This is a genomic window from Halorubrum sp. 2020YC2 (genome assembly GCF_018623055.1).
Classification (GTDB): Archaea; Halobacteriota; Halobacteria; order Halobacteriales; family Haloferacaceae; genus Halorubrum.
Map to the genome: position 1 here is coordinate 1380748 of NZ_CP076019.1, position 16280 is coordinate 1397027.

Consider the following 16280-nt stretch of genomic DNA (forward strand, 5'->3'; position numbering starts at 1 on the left):
GGCGGCCCCTCGGAGGCACGCGCCACCGCAGTTCGGCGTTGTTATTTATAAACGGTCTCCGCCGGTCGCGAACAGGTACAGCTCCCCGACGACCACGAACCCGACAGCCGCGAGCGGGACGGCGAGGAGACCGCCGACGTCGAGCGCGTTCAGCGTCGCGCCGACGAGCACGCCGGCGACGAGGAAGGCCAGCCGGGAGAGGAGCGACCGCATCGGGTCGGAGAGGGAGTCGAACACGCTGGGACGTCGCCGCGAACGGGCAAAAAACGCCCGCCACGGCCGGCCCCGAGTCCACGGCGAAAACGCACGCTTACGACGAGGTTTTAAGAACGGACGCCTAACCGTGCTATATGATAACACAACCTGACGCGGTCGCCGGTCCCTCGGTGCGGCCCGGCGGCGGCACGGGCAACAGGCTTATTCCCGGACCGGGTCCAGATACGACTATCCCCCGCGAGGAACCATGAACGAAGTCCAACTCGAAGTGGCGAAGGCGTACCCGAACGACTCGGGGCGCGGCATCGCCCGACTCGACCCCGACACCCTGTTGCACCTGAAGCTCTCGCCCGGCGACATCATCGAGATAGAGGGCGCGGAGACCACCGCCGCGAAGGTCTGGCGCGCGGACCGCCAGGACTGGAACACCGACACCGTGCGCGTCGACGGGTTCACCCGCCAGAACGCGGACGTTGGCATCGGCGAGCGCGTCACCATCCGGAAGGCGGAGGCCGAGAAGGCCGACAAGCTCGTCTTGGCCCCGCCCGAGGAGGCGTCGGTCCAGTTCGGCTCCGACGCCGCCGGCATGGTGAAACGCCAGATCCTCAAGCGCCCGGTCGTCGAGCGCGACATCGTCCCCGTGATGTCGTCGACGAACCACCCGTTCATGCGGTCGCCCGGGCAGGCGATCCCGCTGATCGCGGTCGAGACGGAGCCGGACGGCGTCTGTCTCATCACCGAGGACACCGAGGTCGAACTGCGTGAGGAACCGATCTCCGGGTTCGAGAAGACTGGCGGCGGGATCACCTACGAGGACATCGGCGGCCTCCAGTCGGAGATCCAGCGCGTCCGCGAGATGGTCGAACTGCCGATGAAACACCCGCAGATCTTCTCGAAGCTCGGCATCGAGCCGCCGCAGGGCGTCCTGCTCCACGGCCCGCCGGGCACCGGGAAGACGCTGCTCGCGAAGGCGGTCGCCAACGAGACGTCGGCGTCGTTCTTCTCGATCGCCGGCCCCGAGATCATCTCGAAGTACTACGGCGAGTCCGAACAGCAGCTCAGGGAGATCTTCGAGGACGCGAAAGAGGAGTCGCCCTCGATCATCTTCATCGACGAGCTCGACTCGATCGCGCCCAAGCGCGAGGACGTCACCGGCGAGGTCGAGCGACGCGTCGTCGCCCAGCTGCTGACGATGATGGACGGGTTAGAGACGCGCGGACAGGTGATCGTCATCGGCGCGACGAACCGCGTCGACAGCGTCGACCCCGCGCTCCGCCGGCCGGGCCGGTTCGACCGCGAGATCGAGATCGGCGTCCCCGACGAGGTGGGCCGCAAGGAGATCCTCCAGATCCACACCCGCGGGATGCCGCTCTCGGACGACGTGAGCTTGGACCACCTCGCGGACGAGACGCACGGCTTCGTCGGCGCCGACATCGAGAGCCTCACGAAGGAGGCCGCGATGAAGGCGCTCCGGCGGTACCTCCCGGAGATCGACTTAGACGAGGAGGAGGTGCCGCCGAGCCTCATCGACCGGATGATCGTCAAGCGCGACGACTTCTCGGGCGCCCTCAACGAGGTCGAGCCCTCCGCGATGCGCGAGGTGCTCGTCGAGCTGCCGAAGATATCGTGGGACGACGTGGGCGGGCTCAGCGACGCCCAACAGCAGGTTCAGGAGTCGGTTGAGTGGCCGCTCACCTCGCCGGAGAAGTTCGACCGGATGGGCGTCAACGCCCCGAAGGGGGTGCTGTTGTACGGACCGCCCGGAACCGGGAAGACGCTGATGGCGAAGGCGGTCGCCAACGAGACGAACGCGAACTTCATCTCGGTCCGGGGGCCGCAGCTGCTCTCGAAGTGGGTCGGGGAGTCGGAGAAGGCGATCCGGCAGACCTTCCGGAAGGCCCGGCAGGTGAGCCCGACGATCATCTTCTTCGACGAACTGGACAGCCTCGCGCCCTCGCGCGGGCAGGAGATGGGGAACAACGTGTCCGAGCGCGTCGTCAACCAGCTCCTGACGGAGCTTGACGGCCTTGAAGACATGGGCGACGTGATGGTCATCGGCGCGACCAACCGCCCGGACATGATCGACCCCGCGCTGCTGCGCTCGGGGCGGTTCGACCGCCTCGTGATGATCGGCCAGCCAGATCAGGAGGGCCGCGAGCAGATCCTCGACATCCACACGCAGAACACGCCGCTCGCGCCCGACGTGAGCCTCCGCGAGGTCGCGGAGATAACCGACGGCTACGTGGGCTCCGACTTAGAGGGGATCGCCCGCGAGGCCGCCATCGAGGCCCTGCGCGACGACGACGACGCCGAGGAGGTCGAGATGAAGCACTTCCGGCGCGCGATGGAGTCGGTGCGGCCGACGATAAACGACGACATCCTCGCGTACTACGAGGACGTCAGAGAGCAGTTCAAGGGCGGCGGCGGCGAGTCGCTGCGCGACACCGGCGGCCGGATCGGGTTCCAGTAGACCGTTCGCCGCGGTCCGCACCGTCCGACCGTTTTTGCGTTCACGACACGTACTGAGCGGCGACTATGTCCGACGACGTGACCGTCGACGTGGAGGTCGAAGTGGAGGTCGACCGCGACGAACTGGAGATCGAACGCGACGGCGCCGAGGCGATCGAGGCGACCTACGAGGCGAACGGGATCGAGATCGAGGTCGAAGCGGAGGTTGAGACGGACGCCGGAAGCGACGACGAGGGAGGCGAGGACGGCGAGGGCGGCGAGGGCGACGAGGGCGGCGACGCCGACCACGAGCCCGGCTACGAGGACACCGAGTAGCGGACCCGCACCGCTCTCGCGACGAGCCGCCGCCCCGTTTCGCACCTTTTAACCTCGCCAGCGACCAAGCGGGGGTATGTCTCAGCCCCGCGTCCCCGGCGGCGACGAGAACGCGCTGGAGCTGCCCTGCGGGGAGGCGATCGGCGTGGGCGCACTGGATCTCGGAATGCGCGAGTACGAGTGCGACTGCGGGGAGACCCACGCGGTCGTGATGGACGTCCACCCCCCGGAGCGGTTCCTCCCGGACTTCCTCGTCGAGGTGCTCCGCGAGGCCATCGAGACGACCAGCGAGGAGATGCCGGAGTTCGACACGCCGCACCTGCTCGGCGTCGTCTTAGAGGAGTTCCCGGAGGCCGTCGTCTCGCACGACGCCAGCGAGAACGCCGACGTGGGGTACGCGATGGTGTGGGTGGCACAGTTCGACTCCCGCCGGCTCCACGAGGTCGTCGTGGAACTCGTCGTCGAGCTGATGGAACACGCCGTGAGCCACGCGGACGACGACGAGGCGCTGTCGGCGTTCGAACAGGAGATGGTCGAGTTCGACGTGAGCGAGTTCGTCGAGCAGTACCGCGCCGAGCGCGACCTCGAGGCCGAGGATCCCTACGCCTGAATCGGACCGGCCGGTCTCGGTTCGCTCCCCGAAGACCGCTCAAACGCCGACATACGGCCGTTTCACGCCTCGTGTCTGACAGCCGTCCGACTTCTGTCTCACTCAACCCTATATGTTCGGAGACCGTACGTAAGACACATGAGCGCCGGCGAATACGACCGGTACGACCGGATCCGCGGCGTGCTCGCCGAGGCGGACGAGCCGCTGACGGCCCGGGAGATCCTCGCCCTCGTCGAGGAGTGCGACGACTGCGAGGCGATCGACAGCCCGCACCGCGTCGCGACGGTGCTGGGGCGCCGGGCCGAGCGCGGCGAGGTCGAGGTCATCGCGGGACAGCCGTACCGGTACCGGCTCGATACCTGAGGGCGGCCGCTCTTACTGCGGCGCCTGCTACGGCGAGACTATCAGATCGAACCGAGAGACCCCGTCTCGGTACTCGACGACGACGTTCCGGAAGTCGACGCGGTCGTCGTAGTCGCCTATCGGCCGGAGGTCGCCGGCGATACCGAGCGCGTCGAGGGCCTCGTCGAGTGCCTCCGACGGCGGCGCGCCCTCCTCGTACCGACGCGGTTCGTCGGCTATCGCGTCGTCTAACACCCCCCGAGCGGCCTCCGAGAGCCCGGCCGCGTTCAGGTCGCGTTCGACGATCCGCTCGCGCGCGTGTTCGGTGAACTCGCTCCGTACGTCCGATATTTCGGTGACGGCGTACGTCCACTCCGGAACCCGAACCGTCCGACGCTCCGCGACGGTTCGGAAGAACTCGTCCTCGTACTCGACGAACTCGAACGCGGGCGACGGGACGAGGTCGCTGGCGTCGGCGTCGAGCCCGTGGTGGAACTCGACGGTCTGAAGCCCGTCGAACTCGGGGTCGCCGAGGAAGCCGTCGTGGCCCGCGTACACGGCGTCGAGCGCCGCGTCGAGCACGCGCTCGTCTTGGTCCGAGAGGTCGAACGGCGGCCGCGCCACCGTCGCGTCGTCGGGCGGCGTCTCGTCGCGGCGTTCGAGCGCGAAGTGCCATCGCTCCCGTTCGAGGGAACGTTCCGATTCGATTCGAACCTCGTAGAAGGTCCCGTCGCGTTCGAGGAACGTCGGGCGCGGCCGCGTCTCCGTCCCCCACCGATCGCGGCCGACGAGCGGCCATTGCCTGACCGTCACGTTCCCGGTCTCGAACAGCTCCGAGAGGTACGCCGTCTTGGTCTCGGTCGCGAAGTCGACGCGGGTCACGGCGTCGATCTCGGTCGGATCGGGCCACAGATACGGACGTCCGATCGACGAGAGGTCCAGTTCGTCAGCGATGAGCGCGTACGAGTCGAGGCTGCCGGGGCTCAGACACCCGCCGGTCGCGGCAGCCGCGCCGGCGGCGCCGAGCAGTCGGAGGGCACGGCGGCGGGAACAGGTCATGTCCGTCACGGGATTCCCGACATCTCGGTAAATTCCTTGTGGTGGGCGCCTCAGCCCCCGTATTCGGCGGCGACGCGCCGCACGTTCTGGACATCGAGGCTTCCGTTCGCGGCGGTCGTGTCGGAGATCACGCGGTGCAGTAGCAACCACCGTGGTACTCGACCGCTTGCGAAAATCGCAAATTTGCTGCGAGATTCGTACTCTACCGCCGACCTTATTACGATGAGCGTATTCCGTCCGCGTAATGAGCGAGGACCGGACGATTCTACTCATCGGCAGCGGACCGATACAGATCGGGCAGGCGGCCGAGTTCGACTACTCCGGCGCGCAGGCGTGTCGCGCGCTCCAAGAGGAGGGCGCCCGCGTCGTCTTAGTGAACTCGAACCCCGCGACGATCATGACCGACCCCGAGACGGCCGACCGGGTGTACATCGAGCCGATCACCCCGGAGGCCATCGCGGAGGTCATCCGGATCGAGGAGCCGGACGGCGTCATCGCCGGGCTGGGCGGCCAGACCGGACTCAACGTCACCGCCGAGCTTGCCGAGGAGGGAATTCTGGAAGAGCACGACGTCGAAGTGATGGGGACGCCGCTCGACACCATCTACGCGACGGAGGACCGCGACCTGTTCCGCCAGCGGATGGAGGGCCTCGGACAGCCGGTGCCGAAGTCGACGACCATCTCCTTAGACGACGACGAGTCGGTCACCGACTTCGACGAGGAGTACTTCCGCGAGCGGGTTCAGGACGCGGTCGACGCGGTCGGGGGGCTCCCGGTCATCGCGCGGACGACGTACACGCTCGGGGGCTCCGGCTCGGGCGTCGTCGACGAGTTCGAGGAGCTGGTCGAGCGCGTCCGGAAGGGACTCCGCCTCTCGCGCAACAGCGAGGTGCTGATCACGGAGTCCATCGCGGGCTGGGTCGAGTTGGAGTACGAGGTGATGCGGGACGCCGACGACTCCTGTATCATCATCTGTAACATGGAGAACATCGACCCGATGGGGATCCACACCGGCGAGTCGACGGTCGTCACCCCCTCGCAGGTGATCCCCGACGACGGCCATCAGGAGATGCGCGACGCGGCGCTCGAAGTGATCCGCGACCTCGGCATTCAGGGCGGCTGTAACATCCAGTTCGCGTGGCACGACGACGGGACGCCGGGCGGCGAGTACCGCGTCGTCGAGGTGAACCCGCGCGTCTCGCGCTCCTCCGCGCTCGCGTCGAAGGCGACCGGCTACCCCATCGCCCGCGTCACGGCGAAGGTCGCCTTGGGCAAGCGCCTCCACGAGATCGAAAACGAGATCACCGGCGAGACGACCGCCGCCTTCGAGCCGGCGATCGACTACGTGGTGACGAAGGTGCCGCGCTGGCCAATCGACAAGTTCGACGACGTGGACTTCGAGCTGGGCACGGCGATGAAGTCCACCGGCGAGGCGATGTCCATCGGCCGGACGTTCGAGGAGAGCATGGTGAAGGCGCTCCGCTCCTCGGAGTACGACCCCGCGGTCGACTTCGACGAGGTAGACGACGACGAACTCGAATCGGAGTACCTCGAACGCCCCAGCCCGGACCGCCCGTACGCGATGTTCGAGGCGTTCGACCGCGGCTACGAGGTCGACGACGTGATCGACCTCACCGGCATCCACCGCTGGTACGTCGAGCGCTTCGAGAAGATCGCCGACGGCACCGCCGCGGCCGCCGAGGGCGACTTCACCGAGGCGGCCATGGTCGGCCGCACCGACGCGGAGATCGCCGCGACCGCGACCGCCGGCGGCGTCGACGCCGACGTGGGGACAGTCGAGAGCGCGGTGCCCGACCGCACCTACAAGCAGGTCGACACCTGCGCGGGCGAGTTCGAGGCCTCCACGCCGTACTACTACTCCGCACGACTGCCGGAGTTCCTCCAAGGGGCCGACACCGCGGGCGCCGCGAACGAGGTCCGCGTCGACCCCGACGTCGAGAGCGTCGTGGTCGTCGGCGGCGGCCCGATCCGCATCGGGCAGGGCGTCGAGTTCGACTACTGCGCGGTCCATGCGGTGCGCGCGCTCCGCGAACTCGGCATCGACGCGCACGTGATCAACAACAACCCCGAGACGGTGTCGACCGACTACGACACCTCCGATGGGCTGTTCTTCGAACCCATCTCCGCCGAGGAGGTGGCCGACGTGATCGAGACGACCGGCGCCGACGGCGTGATGGTCCAGTTCGGCGGCCAGACCTCCGTCAACGTGGGCGAACCCCTTCAGGCGGAGATCGAGCGCCGCGGGCTGGACTGCGAGATTCTGGGGACGAGCGTCGAGGCGATGGACCTCGCGGAGGACCGCGACCGGTTCAACGTCCTGATGGACGAGTTGGGCGTCGCCCAGCCCGAGGGCGGCACCGCGACCAGCGAGGACGAGGCGCTCGAACTCGCTCACGAAATCGGGTACCCCGTCCTCGTGCGCCCCTCCTACGTGCTCGGCGGGCGCGCGATGCGCGTCGTCGAGGACGACGCGGAGCTAGAGGAGTACATCGAGGAGGCGGTCCGCGTCTCGCCCGACAAGCCCATCCTCGTCGACCAGTTCCTCGACGACGCGGTCGAACTGGACGTCGACGCGGTCGCCGACGTCGGCGCGTCACACGCGCCTGCAAGCGAGACGGAGTCTCGCCCTGGCGAGGACGTCCTCCTCGGCGGCGTGATGGAACACGTCGAGAGCGCTGGCGTCCATTCGGGCGACTCCGCGTGTATGATCCCGCCGCGCTCGCTCGACGACGAGACGCTGGCGCGGGTCCGCGAGGTGACCGAGGACATCGCCCGCGCGCTCGACACGGTCGGCCTGCTCAACGTCCAGCTGGCGGTGACGGGCGTCGAGGGCGAGGCGGAAAGCGAGGTGTACGTGTTGGAGGCGAACCCGCGCTCCTCGCGGACCGTCCCGTTCGTCTCGAAGGCGACGGGCGTCCCCATCGCCAAGCTCGCGGCGAAGGTGATGACCGACGACCTGACCCTCGCGGACCTCGACGCCGACGAGCAGATCCCCGAACACCGCTCGGTGAAGGAGGTCGTCCTCCCGTTCGACCGCCTGCCGGGCTCGGACCCGCGGCTCGGCCCGGAGATGAAGTCCACGGGCGAGGTGATGGGCACCGCGACCTCCTTCGGCAAGGCGTACGACAAGGCGCAGGACTCTACGGGTAAGCCGATCCCGGAGTCGGGCACCGCCGTCGTCGACCTCTCGGCCGAGGAGTTCCCGGACCCCGGCACCGAGGAAGGGGAGGCGCTCGTCGCGGGCTACGCGGAGCACTTCGAGCTGAGCGAGGCGACCGACCTGATCGAGGCGGCCAAGCGCGGCGACCTCGACCTCATCGTCTCGCGCCAGCGCGACCTGCTGGAGGTCGCCGTCGAGGAGGAGATCACCTACTTCTCGACGCACGCCTCCGCGAAGGCGGCCCTGGAGGCGCTCGACCACGCGAACGACGACCTCGACGTGATGGCGGTCTCCGACCGCCCCAAGCGCGTCGAGGACTGGGGCGCGGCCGAGTAGCCGAGAGAACTGGTGAGTTGTGAAGCGGGGGGTAAAAGGGCGCGTTCGGAGGGGAACCCACAAGCCGCCCGCCGCCCTGCGGAGCGGTGTGAACGTCGACATTCTGCTGTACGACGGCTTCGACGAGCTGGACGGGATCGGCCCGTACGAGGTGTTCGACTACGCGCTCGGCTTCGCCGCCGAGGAGACGGCCGACGCCGGCGCCGGCGACGGTGACGACGCCGGGCGGGACGGCCGCGTCCGGTACGTCACGCTCGACGAGCGCGATCGGGTGACGGCGAGCCACGGGACCCGCGTCGGCGTGGATGGAGTCCTCCCCGACCCGGAGGCCGACGGCGCGCCCGACCTGCTGGTCGTCCCCGGGGGCGGCTGGAGCGCGCGCGACGAGGCGGCGAGCGCGTGGGCGGAGGCCCAGCAGGGCGACGTGCCGCGCGCGCTGGCGGCGCACCACGCGGCCGGCACGCGGATCGCCTCGGTGTGCACCGGCTCGATGCTGCTCGCGGAGGCGGGCGTCACCGACGGCCGCCGCGCCGTCACCCACGCCTCGGCGCTCGACGAGCTTCGGGAGTCGGGCGCGGAGGTCGTCGACGCGCGCGTCGTCGACGACGGCGACCTCCTCTCCGCCGGCGGGGTCACCTCCGGTATCGACCTCGCCTTACACGTCGTCGAGCGCGAGTACGGGGAGGAGATAGCCGACCGCGTGGCGACCGTCATCGAGTACGAGCGGCGGTACGAGGTCGCGGCGTAGGTCGGCCGAGCGCCGGACGGGCGCCCCGTCGACGGGCCGGACGCGGTTAGTCGCCGCCGCTCTCGTCGGGGAGGGGAACGGCGTCGTCAGCGCCCGACTCGTCCGTCGTGGTCTCGCCGTCGGCGTCGACGGTGATCACGGTGCAGTCGAGTTCGCCGCGGAGGAACGAGTCGATGTCGGGGTCCGAGAGCAGCTTCTGGACCATCCGCCGCCACCGACCGGCCTGCTTCGAGCCGATGACGACGACGTCGGCCCCCTCCGCGACGACCTCTTCGAGGATCGTCTCCTCGACGAGGAACCCGCGGCGGACCACGTAGCGCGCGCGGTCGATCCGGCCGATCCGCTCTTCGACGGCGCGCTTGAGGTCGCTGCGCGAGACGCCGCCCGACTGCTGGTAGAGGTCGACGTGGAGGATCGTGAGGTCGGCGTCGCGCTCCTCGGCGACGCGGGCCGCCTCTCGGAGCGTCGCCGCCGAGTGCGACGAGGGAGGGAACCGGACCGGGACCACGACGAGCGTCATGTCGAATCGGTGGGAGCCGGGACGTAAATACGCTGTCGGTGTGCCCGCCCGTGACCCGCGCCCGGCCCCTCGGGTTTTTGTACGCGCTGTCCAATGTGAGGGCGACGAACCGACGCGAAGCGCGCGGTTCCACCGAGATAACATGGACCAACTCCCCACCGACAGGCTCTCGCCGCTCGCGAGCCGGGTCGACGACGTCCTCGCGCTGTACGGCTACGAGATCGGCCCCGCGATCGAGGCGATCGACGGGGCCGTGACCGGCTACGGCGGCCTGTTCTCGCCGGGGACGAGCGACGGCGAGATCCGCGCCGCCGTCGAGGAGGTCCTCGCCGCCGGCCCGCCCTCCGAGGGCGACTCACGGCGCTCCGGCGACCGCGACGTCGTCCTCTACGTCGACGGGAGTTCCCGCGGCAATCCGGGACCGGCCGGAGCGGGCGCCGTGATCCGGACCGAGGGCGGACCGGTCGCTCGGTTGGGGCGGCCGGTCGGCGCCAGCGCCGAGAACAACACCGCGGAGTACGCGGCCCTCCACCTCGGGTTAGAGGCGCTGGCCGCGCGCTGCGACCCGGAAACCGTCGAGGTCCGGATCGACTCGCGGACCGTGATCGACGACGTCTGGGGCGACGGCGACGGCGTCGCGGCGGCCGCGCCGTACAGGCCGGCGATCCGGGACCGCCTCGCCGCGCTGTCCGCGTGCGAGTGGACCCACCTCGTCGACAGCGACCCGAACCCGGCGGACGCCCGCGCCGCGGTCGGCGCCGACATCGCCGCGCTCGGGCCGTGAGGGCGAGTGCGAGACGGGCCCTACTGACCGTTCCCGTCTGACTCGGGCGATATCACGTCGTCGGGGCCCCTCGGGGCTTCGAGCCGGACGGCGTGACGCGTGTGTCGCGCGTGCGACTCCGCCCAGCGACGCGCGGACCGCTCCGAGAGGAACCGCTCGCCGTCCGGGCACCGCTGACACCGGCCCACCCACGGGGTCACGTCGTCCGGGTAGTGACCGGTGTGGCGCTCGTGGTCGAGCGCGAACTGCTCTATTGCGTGGCCGCCCGCGTCGAGGTCGTCGACCTCGCGGTCGAGCGTCCACTCGCGGCCGCACCGCTCGCACGAGACGGTCGGTGCCTCCCGGTCGTCGTTCGAAAAGCCGTCGTCGCTCACGGGCGCGTTTCGGGCCGCAACTACTTGAACGCCGACGCCGCGGCGGCCCCCGGCCGCCTCACAGCGCCGGCGGCTCGCCGCGGCCGATCACGATCTCCTGTCCCTCGACGTCCTCCAAGGCGGCGACGCGCCCGCCGATCTCGACGCGGCCGTCCTCCGTTTCGACGACCAGCGACGCCACCTCCTCGGTGTCGACGAACGCCACGTCGACGACCTTCCCGCGGACGGTCACGTCGGCCCCCGTCTCGATGTCGCGCCCCTCGACGGTCGCGTAGAACTCCTCGCCGTCGAACTCGCGGACGTCCTTCACCGCGCGGCGGATCGAGGCGTAGCGGCGCGGGAAGGGCCGCTCCTCGCCGTCGGCGGCGAGCGTCTCGGCGGTCGTCCAGAGGACCGTGCCGAAGAAGCCCGAGACGAGGAAGCCGAGCGCGGAGCGGTTGAAGATGACGCCGTAGCGCTCGCGGTCGTCGCGCAGGGCGTCCTGGGTGGCGTACACGGAGTACTCCCCGTCCCCGACCGCGAGGACTGGCGTGGTGATCCCGCGGCGGGCGCGCGCGATGGTCGAGACTTCGAGGTAGTCGAACTCGGCCGGGTCGGGCGCGTTCGAGGCCGGCGTGACGAGCAGTTCGACGCTGACGCCCGCGGCGACCTTCGCGGCGAGTTCGTCGCGGAACCGACGGAGGAGCCCCGGGGTGAGCGAGACGGCGAGCTCGTACTCCGCGTTCTCGATCACCTCTTCGAGGTACCGGAGGATAGTCGAGCGCGACTTCACGAGCGACACCGCCTCGGTCTCGCGGGTCGGCGCGGTGTAGCGGGCCTCCAGCTCGTCGACCATCTCCGCGAACGACGAGCGCAGGTCACCGAAGGCGTCCTCGGGGTCGACGGCGACGATCTTCATCGGCCGCGACTCGCGGAGTTCGACGAGGCCGCGGTCCGAGAGGCTCCGAACGGTGTCGTACACGCGCGGCTGCGGGATGTCCGTCCGGTCGGCGATGTCGCTCGCCGTCAGTTCGCCGTGTTCCAACACCGCGAGGTACGCGTCTATCTCGTATTCCCCGAGGTTGAATCGGTCTCCGACCCGGTCGAGCGTGTCCCGGAGATCGTCTGTCATATCGGGAGAACGGGGGCGGGGGTTATAGCTTTTTACTATGGGACGAGTTGTACGCGTTTTCAGAGTCCGGTTTCGTCCCCGACCGCCGTCGGCCGGTCACATGTACATGCGGTCGTAGCTCCCCTCCGGCTCCCGCTCTTCCATCCGTTCGGCAAGATCCTCGTAGCGACGCCGGATCTCCGCCGCGAACGCCTCCAGCGGGGCCGCGTCGACGCCGAGTTCGTATATCTCGTTCGCGGTGTCGACAAGCCGCACCGCGGCGTCGACGTCGGGCGCCTGCGCGTGGACCGGGTGACGAGCACGCCGACGCCGAGGGCGACTCGAGGCCGCGTTCGAGCAGCCCGGCGTTCGTCCCGTCGAGGAAGCCGGACTCCATCGCGGGGACCTCGACCCCGTCGCCCAAGCGCGCCGCGCGGTAGTCCTCGGTGGCGACGTGGAACGTCCGGTGGGCGTCCGGACCGTGCGCCACGGGGACGCCCGCCAACACCGCGACCTCTTCGACCCCGTTCGCCTCGGTCCAGTCGAGGAGCGCGTCCGCGAGCCGTTCGCCGGCCATCGGCGGGACGAACTGCTCCGCGACCAGCACGGTGACGTCGAGGTCCGGCGCGGAGTACAGCCGGATCGGGTGCCGGGGGGCTCCCTTGGTGAACGGCGTGATCGACGGGAGCCCGCCGACCCGGACGTGCCCCGTCTCCGCGAGGTCGAGGTCGTCGACGAGGTAGTCGACGGCGGTGAGGCCGGCGAGTCCGAACGACGAGAACCCGACGATGACCGTCGCTCCCGGCCGCGAGTCGTGTTCGACGCCGAAGCTCGGTCCCCTCGTATCCGCGGGCGGTCGCGACATACTCCTCCTTCGCTCAGCCGCGTGATAGTGGTTGTCCCCGCCGCGGTCGGTTCGCCGCGACCGCGTCCGTCCTCGTCCGTCGCGATCGGATAGCCGGGTCCGAACCCGAGGCCGCCCGGACGCCCGCGGGGAGAAACGCTTTTTCGGGTGGCCGACGGCGAATCCGCTATGGTCTCTCCGGAGGCGCCGGCGGTCCCGGGGGTCGTCTCGCGGCTCACCGACATCGCTTCCGGACTCGGTGACCTCCCGGGAGCGAGCCTCCTGACGGTCCTCGCGTCGGTCGCGCTCGGCGTCGTCGTCGCCAACTTCATCGTTCGACTGATCGGGCGCCCGGTGGCGCGCCGCGTGTCGCGACAGAGCGTCGCACAGACGATCGTCCGCGGGGTGCGGGTGGGAACGATCGCGGCCGCGCTGTTCGTCGGACTCAACGCCGTCGGGTTCCAGTTCGCGGACCTCCTCCTCGGGACGGCGGTGTTCTCGGCCGTCATCGGTATCATCCTCGCGCCGCTCGTGGGGAACTTCATCAACGGCGTGTTCATCCTCGCGGACCAGCCGTTCGAGATCGGCGACATGATCCAGTTAGAGGACGGGACGACCGGGTTCGTCGAGGACATCACGATCCGGTACACGAAGATATTCACCCTCGATAACACGTTTCTCGTGGTGCCGAACGGGGCGATGCGCGAGCGCGACGTGACGAACTTCTCGGCGGAGGACGAGCGGACCCGTCGGTCGATCGACGTCTTGGTCACCTACAGCAGCGACGTCTCGGAGGCCCGGCGGCTCGTCGAGCGCGCGGCGCGCGACAGCGAGGCCGTCATCGACGGCGGCCCCGACATCCGCATCGGCGTGGCGCGGTACATGGCGGGCCCCGACTGCCGGATCCACGAGTTCGGCGACAACGGGGTCCTGCTGCGGCTCCGCTACTGGGTGAAAAAGCCCTACAAGCTGGCGAAGGTCCAGTCGGAGGTGAACACGAGGATCCGCGAGCGGTTCGCGGAGGCGGACGTCGAGATGGCGTACCCGCACCGGCACCTCGTCTTCGACGACACCTCCGGCGTCGCCCGCGTCGACACCGGCTCCGACTCGGCGGAAGTCGCTGCGGCCGATCCGGCCGCGGGCGACGCGGTGGCCCCCGCGAACTCCGTCGACGAGGCCTCCGACGCCGCGGACTCCGCCGGCGACGAGGGCCGGGATCGGTGACCGGATCGGAACCCTGATAGAGCGCGCCCGGCGTTTACGTACTAGTGAGCGACAAGCCCGCTTCCGACCCGGACGACCCCTCCGACGGCGGTCCGCCCGACGGACGCGGCGACGGTCCGCCTGACGGACGCGGCGACGGTCCGCCTGACGGACGCGACGGTCCCCCGAGCGATCCCGCCGGCGACCCGCCCGGCGATCCGGGCGACGACGGGCCCCTCGACGACGAGTCGATCACCGAGGGGAGCCTCCTCCGGCCGCTGTTCCGCCTCGCGTGGCCGATCGTCGTCATCCAGCTGTTACAGGTGACGTACAACATCGTCGACACCCTCTACCTCGGCCGGCTCTCGGCGGAGGCCGTCGGCGCGATCAGCCTCGCGTTCCCCCTCATCTTCCTGCTGATCGCGGTCGCGGGCGGCTTCACGACCGCGGGCGCGATCCTCGTCGCGCAGTACACCGGCGCCGACGGCGACGGGTCGGCGGGGCTCGTCGCGGGACAGACGATCTTCACCGTCTCGGTGCTGTCCGTGCTGATCGGGATCGGCGGCTACTTCTACACCCGTCCCGCCCTCGAGATCCTGCCGAGCGACGCGGACACCGCGGCGACCGTGATCCCGCTCGCGGCCGACTACATGGAGGTCATCTTCGCCGGGATCCCCCTGATGTTCGGCTTCTTCGTCTTCTCGGCGCTGATGCGCGGCTACGGCGACACCCGGACGCCGATGGCGGTCATGTTCGTCTCCGTCCTCCTGAACGTCCTCTTGGACCCGTTCTTCATCTTCGGGTTCGACGGGAACCCGCTGTTCGAGTGGCTCGCAGCGGTGCCGGGCCTCGCCGCGCTCGACCTGATCGCGCTGGAGGCGACTCTGCTCTCCGCGACGGGGGTCACGGGGATCGGCATTCAGGGCGCCGCGCTCGCGACGATCCTCTCGCGCGGCGTCGCGACCGCCATCGGCCTCTGGATCCTGTTCGGGACGGGCTACGGCCCCGACGTAACCTTCGGCCACCTCGTCCCCGACCTCGATTTCATCCGCGACATCTTCCGGCTCGGCCTCCCCTCCAGCGTCGAGCAGACGACGAGCGCGCTCGCGATGATCACGCTCACGGCGATGATCGTCACGTTCTCGCCGCCCGTCGTCGCCGCCTACGGACTCGGGAACCGGCTCATCTCGCTCGTCTTCCTGCCCGCGATGGGACTCGGCCGCGCCATCGACACGATGGTCGGGCAGAACCTCGGCGCGAACCGCGCAGACCGCGCCGGCAAGGCGGTGAAGTTCGCGGCCACGACCGGCGCGGGCGTCATGTTCCTCGTCGCGGTCGTCGCCGTCGCGTTCACCGAGCCGATCGTCGGGGCGTTCCTCGGCGACGTGCCGGACGCGCCCGCGACGATCGGCCACGCGGTCGAGTACGTCCGAATCCGCTCGGTGGAGTTCGCCTTCATCGGCGTCTCGCAGGTAATCCTCGGGGCGTTCCGCGGCGCGGGCAACACGAAGACCGCGATGGTCATCTCGATCCTCACCCTCTGGGTGGGCCGGGTCGCGAGCGTGGCGTACCTCGTGTTCGTCGCCGGGTGGGGCGAGACGGGGGTCTGGGTCGGCATGGCGCTCGGGAACGTCCTCGGCGCGGTCGTCGGCGTCGCGTGGTTCTCGCGCGGCACGTGGACCGAGCGGTACATCGACGACCCGGACCCCGGCGTGGATCCCGTGGGTGACGACTGACGCCCCGGATCCGTTGTGATCCGTCACAAGTGAGATATTCCGGCCCAATCGCGCTCAGTACAGACGTAGCGACGAGCGATTGCGGGAGTAGGTGTAGTCCGTTGTGAGGCCATTTATAAGTAGAATTGCGGTGTTGCCGGCGGCTGTTTATAAGCGGCTGGCGCTGCTGCGGTGAACGTCTTCAAAGCCCCAGTCGCGACGGCTCGCGCGCCTTGCTGTGCTCCTCGCTCGGTCGCTGTCGCTCCCTCGCTGCGGTGTCGCCGGCGGCTTCGCCGCCGGCTGCCCGTGGCGCGTAGCGCCACACTGCTTGCTGCGGCGTGCTTCGCCCTCGCGACTGCCCCTTTGAGTCCTACCCCACCCCGCACCACCCCGCACCGCCCCGCACCGCCCCGCACCTCACGCCTCCCCAGCCTCGTCGCTGGCGGCTGGCGCCGCCAGCGACTCCCTCGCGGG

General features: G+C 69.6%; 14 protein-coding genes and 1 pseudogene. 9 read left to right on the forward strand and 6 right to left on the reverse strand.

The window, feature by feature from the left end; all coding sequences use genetic code 11:
• Window positions 1-45: 45 nt before the first annotated feature.
• The gene (locus KI388_RS06805; protein ID WP_215088584.1) at window positions 46-237 is read right to left on the reverse strand and encodes a hypothetical protein; all 192 of its coding nucleotides are present in this window, start codon (window positions 235-237) and stop codon (window positions 46-48) included.
• A 226-nt stretch (window positions 238-463) separates the two neighbouring features.
• On the opposite strand from KI388_RS06805, the gene KI388_RS06810 reads away from it, so the two are divergent.
• The 4 genes from KI388_RS06810 to KI388_RS06825 all read left to right on the forward strand — a co-directional run bounded on the left by KI388_RS06810 (window position 464) and on the right by KI388_RS06825 (window position 3973).
• Window positions 464-2686, forward strand: a complete 2223-nt coding sequence (locus tag KI388_RS06810) for a CDC48 family AAA ATPase (RefSeq protein ID WP_215088585.1) — start codon at window positions 464-466, stop codon at window positions 2684-2686.
• 65 nt (window positions 2687-2751) lie between these two features.
• Window positions 2752-3000, forward strand: coding sequence for a hypothetical protein (locus tag KI388_RS06815; protein WP_215088586.1), 249 nt, complete (start codon window positions 2752-2754; stop codon window positions 2998-3000).
• A gap of 76 nt (window positions 3001-3076) precedes the next feature.
• Window positions 3077-3610 carry a DUF5815 family protein gene (locus KI388_RS06820; RefSeq protein WP_215088587.1) on the forward strand — a complete coding sequence of 178 codons (534 nt, stop codon included), beginning with the start codon at window positions 3077-3079 and terminating at the stop codon, window positions 3608-3610.
• A gap of 138 nt (window positions 3611-3748) precedes the next feature.
• Complete coding sequence (locus KI388_RS06825; protein WP_215088588.1) at window positions 3749-3973, forward strand: hypothetical protein; 225 nt, start codon at window positions 3749-3751, stop codon at window positions 3971-3973.
• A gap of 27 nt (window positions 3974-4000) precedes the next feature.
• Here the strand turns inward: KI388_RS06825 and KI388_RS06830 are convergent, their stop codons facing one another.
• Entirely contained in the window at window positions 4001-5011 is a 1011-nt protein-coding gene (locus KI388_RS06830; protein WP_215088589.1) for a hypothetical protein, read from the reverse strand.
• A 244-nt stretch (window positions 5012-5255) separates the two neighbouring features.
• Here KI388_RS06830 and carB point away from each other — a divergent pair, with 244 nt between their 5' ends.
• Window positions 5256-8528 carry a carbamoyl-phosphate synthase large subunit gene (gene carB / locus KI388_RS06835; protein ID WP_215088590.1) on the forward strand — a complete coding sequence of 1091 codons (3273 nt, stop codon included), beginning with the start codon at window positions 5256-5258 and terminating at the stop codon, window positions 8526-8528.
• A gap of 88 nt (window positions 8529-8616) precedes the next feature.
• Window positions 8617-9276, forward strand: a complete 660-nt coding sequence (locus KI388_RS06840) for a DJ-1/PfpI family protein (RefSeq protein WP_215088591.1) — start codon at window positions 8617-8619, stop codon at window positions 9274-9276.
• Between the two features lie 46 nt (window positions 9277-9322).
• Here KI388_RS06840 and KI388_RS06845 read toward each other — a convergent pair whose 3' ends face one another.
• Entirely contained in the window at window positions 9323-9796 is a 474-nt protein-coding gene (locus KI388_RS06845) for a universal stress protein (protein WP_215088592.1), read from the reverse strand.
• Window positions 9797-9938: 142 nt separating this feature from the next.
• Here KI388_RS06845 and KI388_RS06850 point away from each other — a divergent pair, with 142 nt between their 5' ends.
• Window positions 9939-10580, forward strand: coding sequence for a ribonuclease HI family protein (locus tag KI388_RS06850; protein ID WP_215088593.1), 642 nt, complete (start codon window positions 9939-9941; stop codon window positions 10578-10580).
• 20 nt (window positions 10581-10600) lie between these two features.
• Here KI388_RS06850 and KI388_RS06855 read toward each other — a convergent pair whose 3' ends face one another.
• The 3 genes and pseudogenes from KI388_RS06855 to KI388_RS06865 all read right to left on the reverse strand — a co-directional run bounded on the left by KI388_RS06855 (window position 10601) and on the right by KI388_RS06865 (window position 12909).
• The gene (locus KI388_RS06855) at window positions 10601-10954 is read right to left on the reverse strand and encodes a hypothetical protein (RefSeq protein ID WP_215088594.1); all 354 of its coding nucleotides are present in this window, start codon (window positions 10952-10954) and stop codon (window positions 10601-10603) included.
• Window positions 10955-11012: 58 nt separating this feature from the next.
• Window positions 11013-12065 (reverse strand): TrmB family transcriptional regulator, encoded by a 1053-nt coding sequence (locus KI388_RS06860; RefSeq protein ID WP_215088595.1) that lies wholly within the window; start codon window positions 12063-12065, stop codon window positions 11013-11015.
• A 96-nt stretch (window positions 12066-12161) separates the two neighbouring features.
• A pseudogene (locus KI388_RS06865) lies at window positions 12162-12909 on the reverse strand (PAC2 family protein).
• A gap of 168 nt (window positions 12910-13077) precedes the next feature.
• Here KI388_RS06865 and KI388_RS06870 point away from each other — a divergent pair.
• Entirely contained in the window at window positions 13078-14112 is a 1035-nt protein-coding gene (locus KI388_RS06870) for a mechanosensitive ion channel family protein (RefSeq protein WP_215088596.1), read from the forward strand.
• 44 nt (window positions 14113-14156) lie between these two features.
• On the forward strand, window positions 14157-15827 hold the full coding sequence (locus KI388_RS06875; RefSeq protein WP_215088597.1) for an MATE family efflux transporter: 1671 nt from the start codon (window positions 14157-14159) through the stop codon (window positions 15825-15827).
• The last annotated feature ends 453 nt before the right edge of the window (window positions 15828-16280 follow it).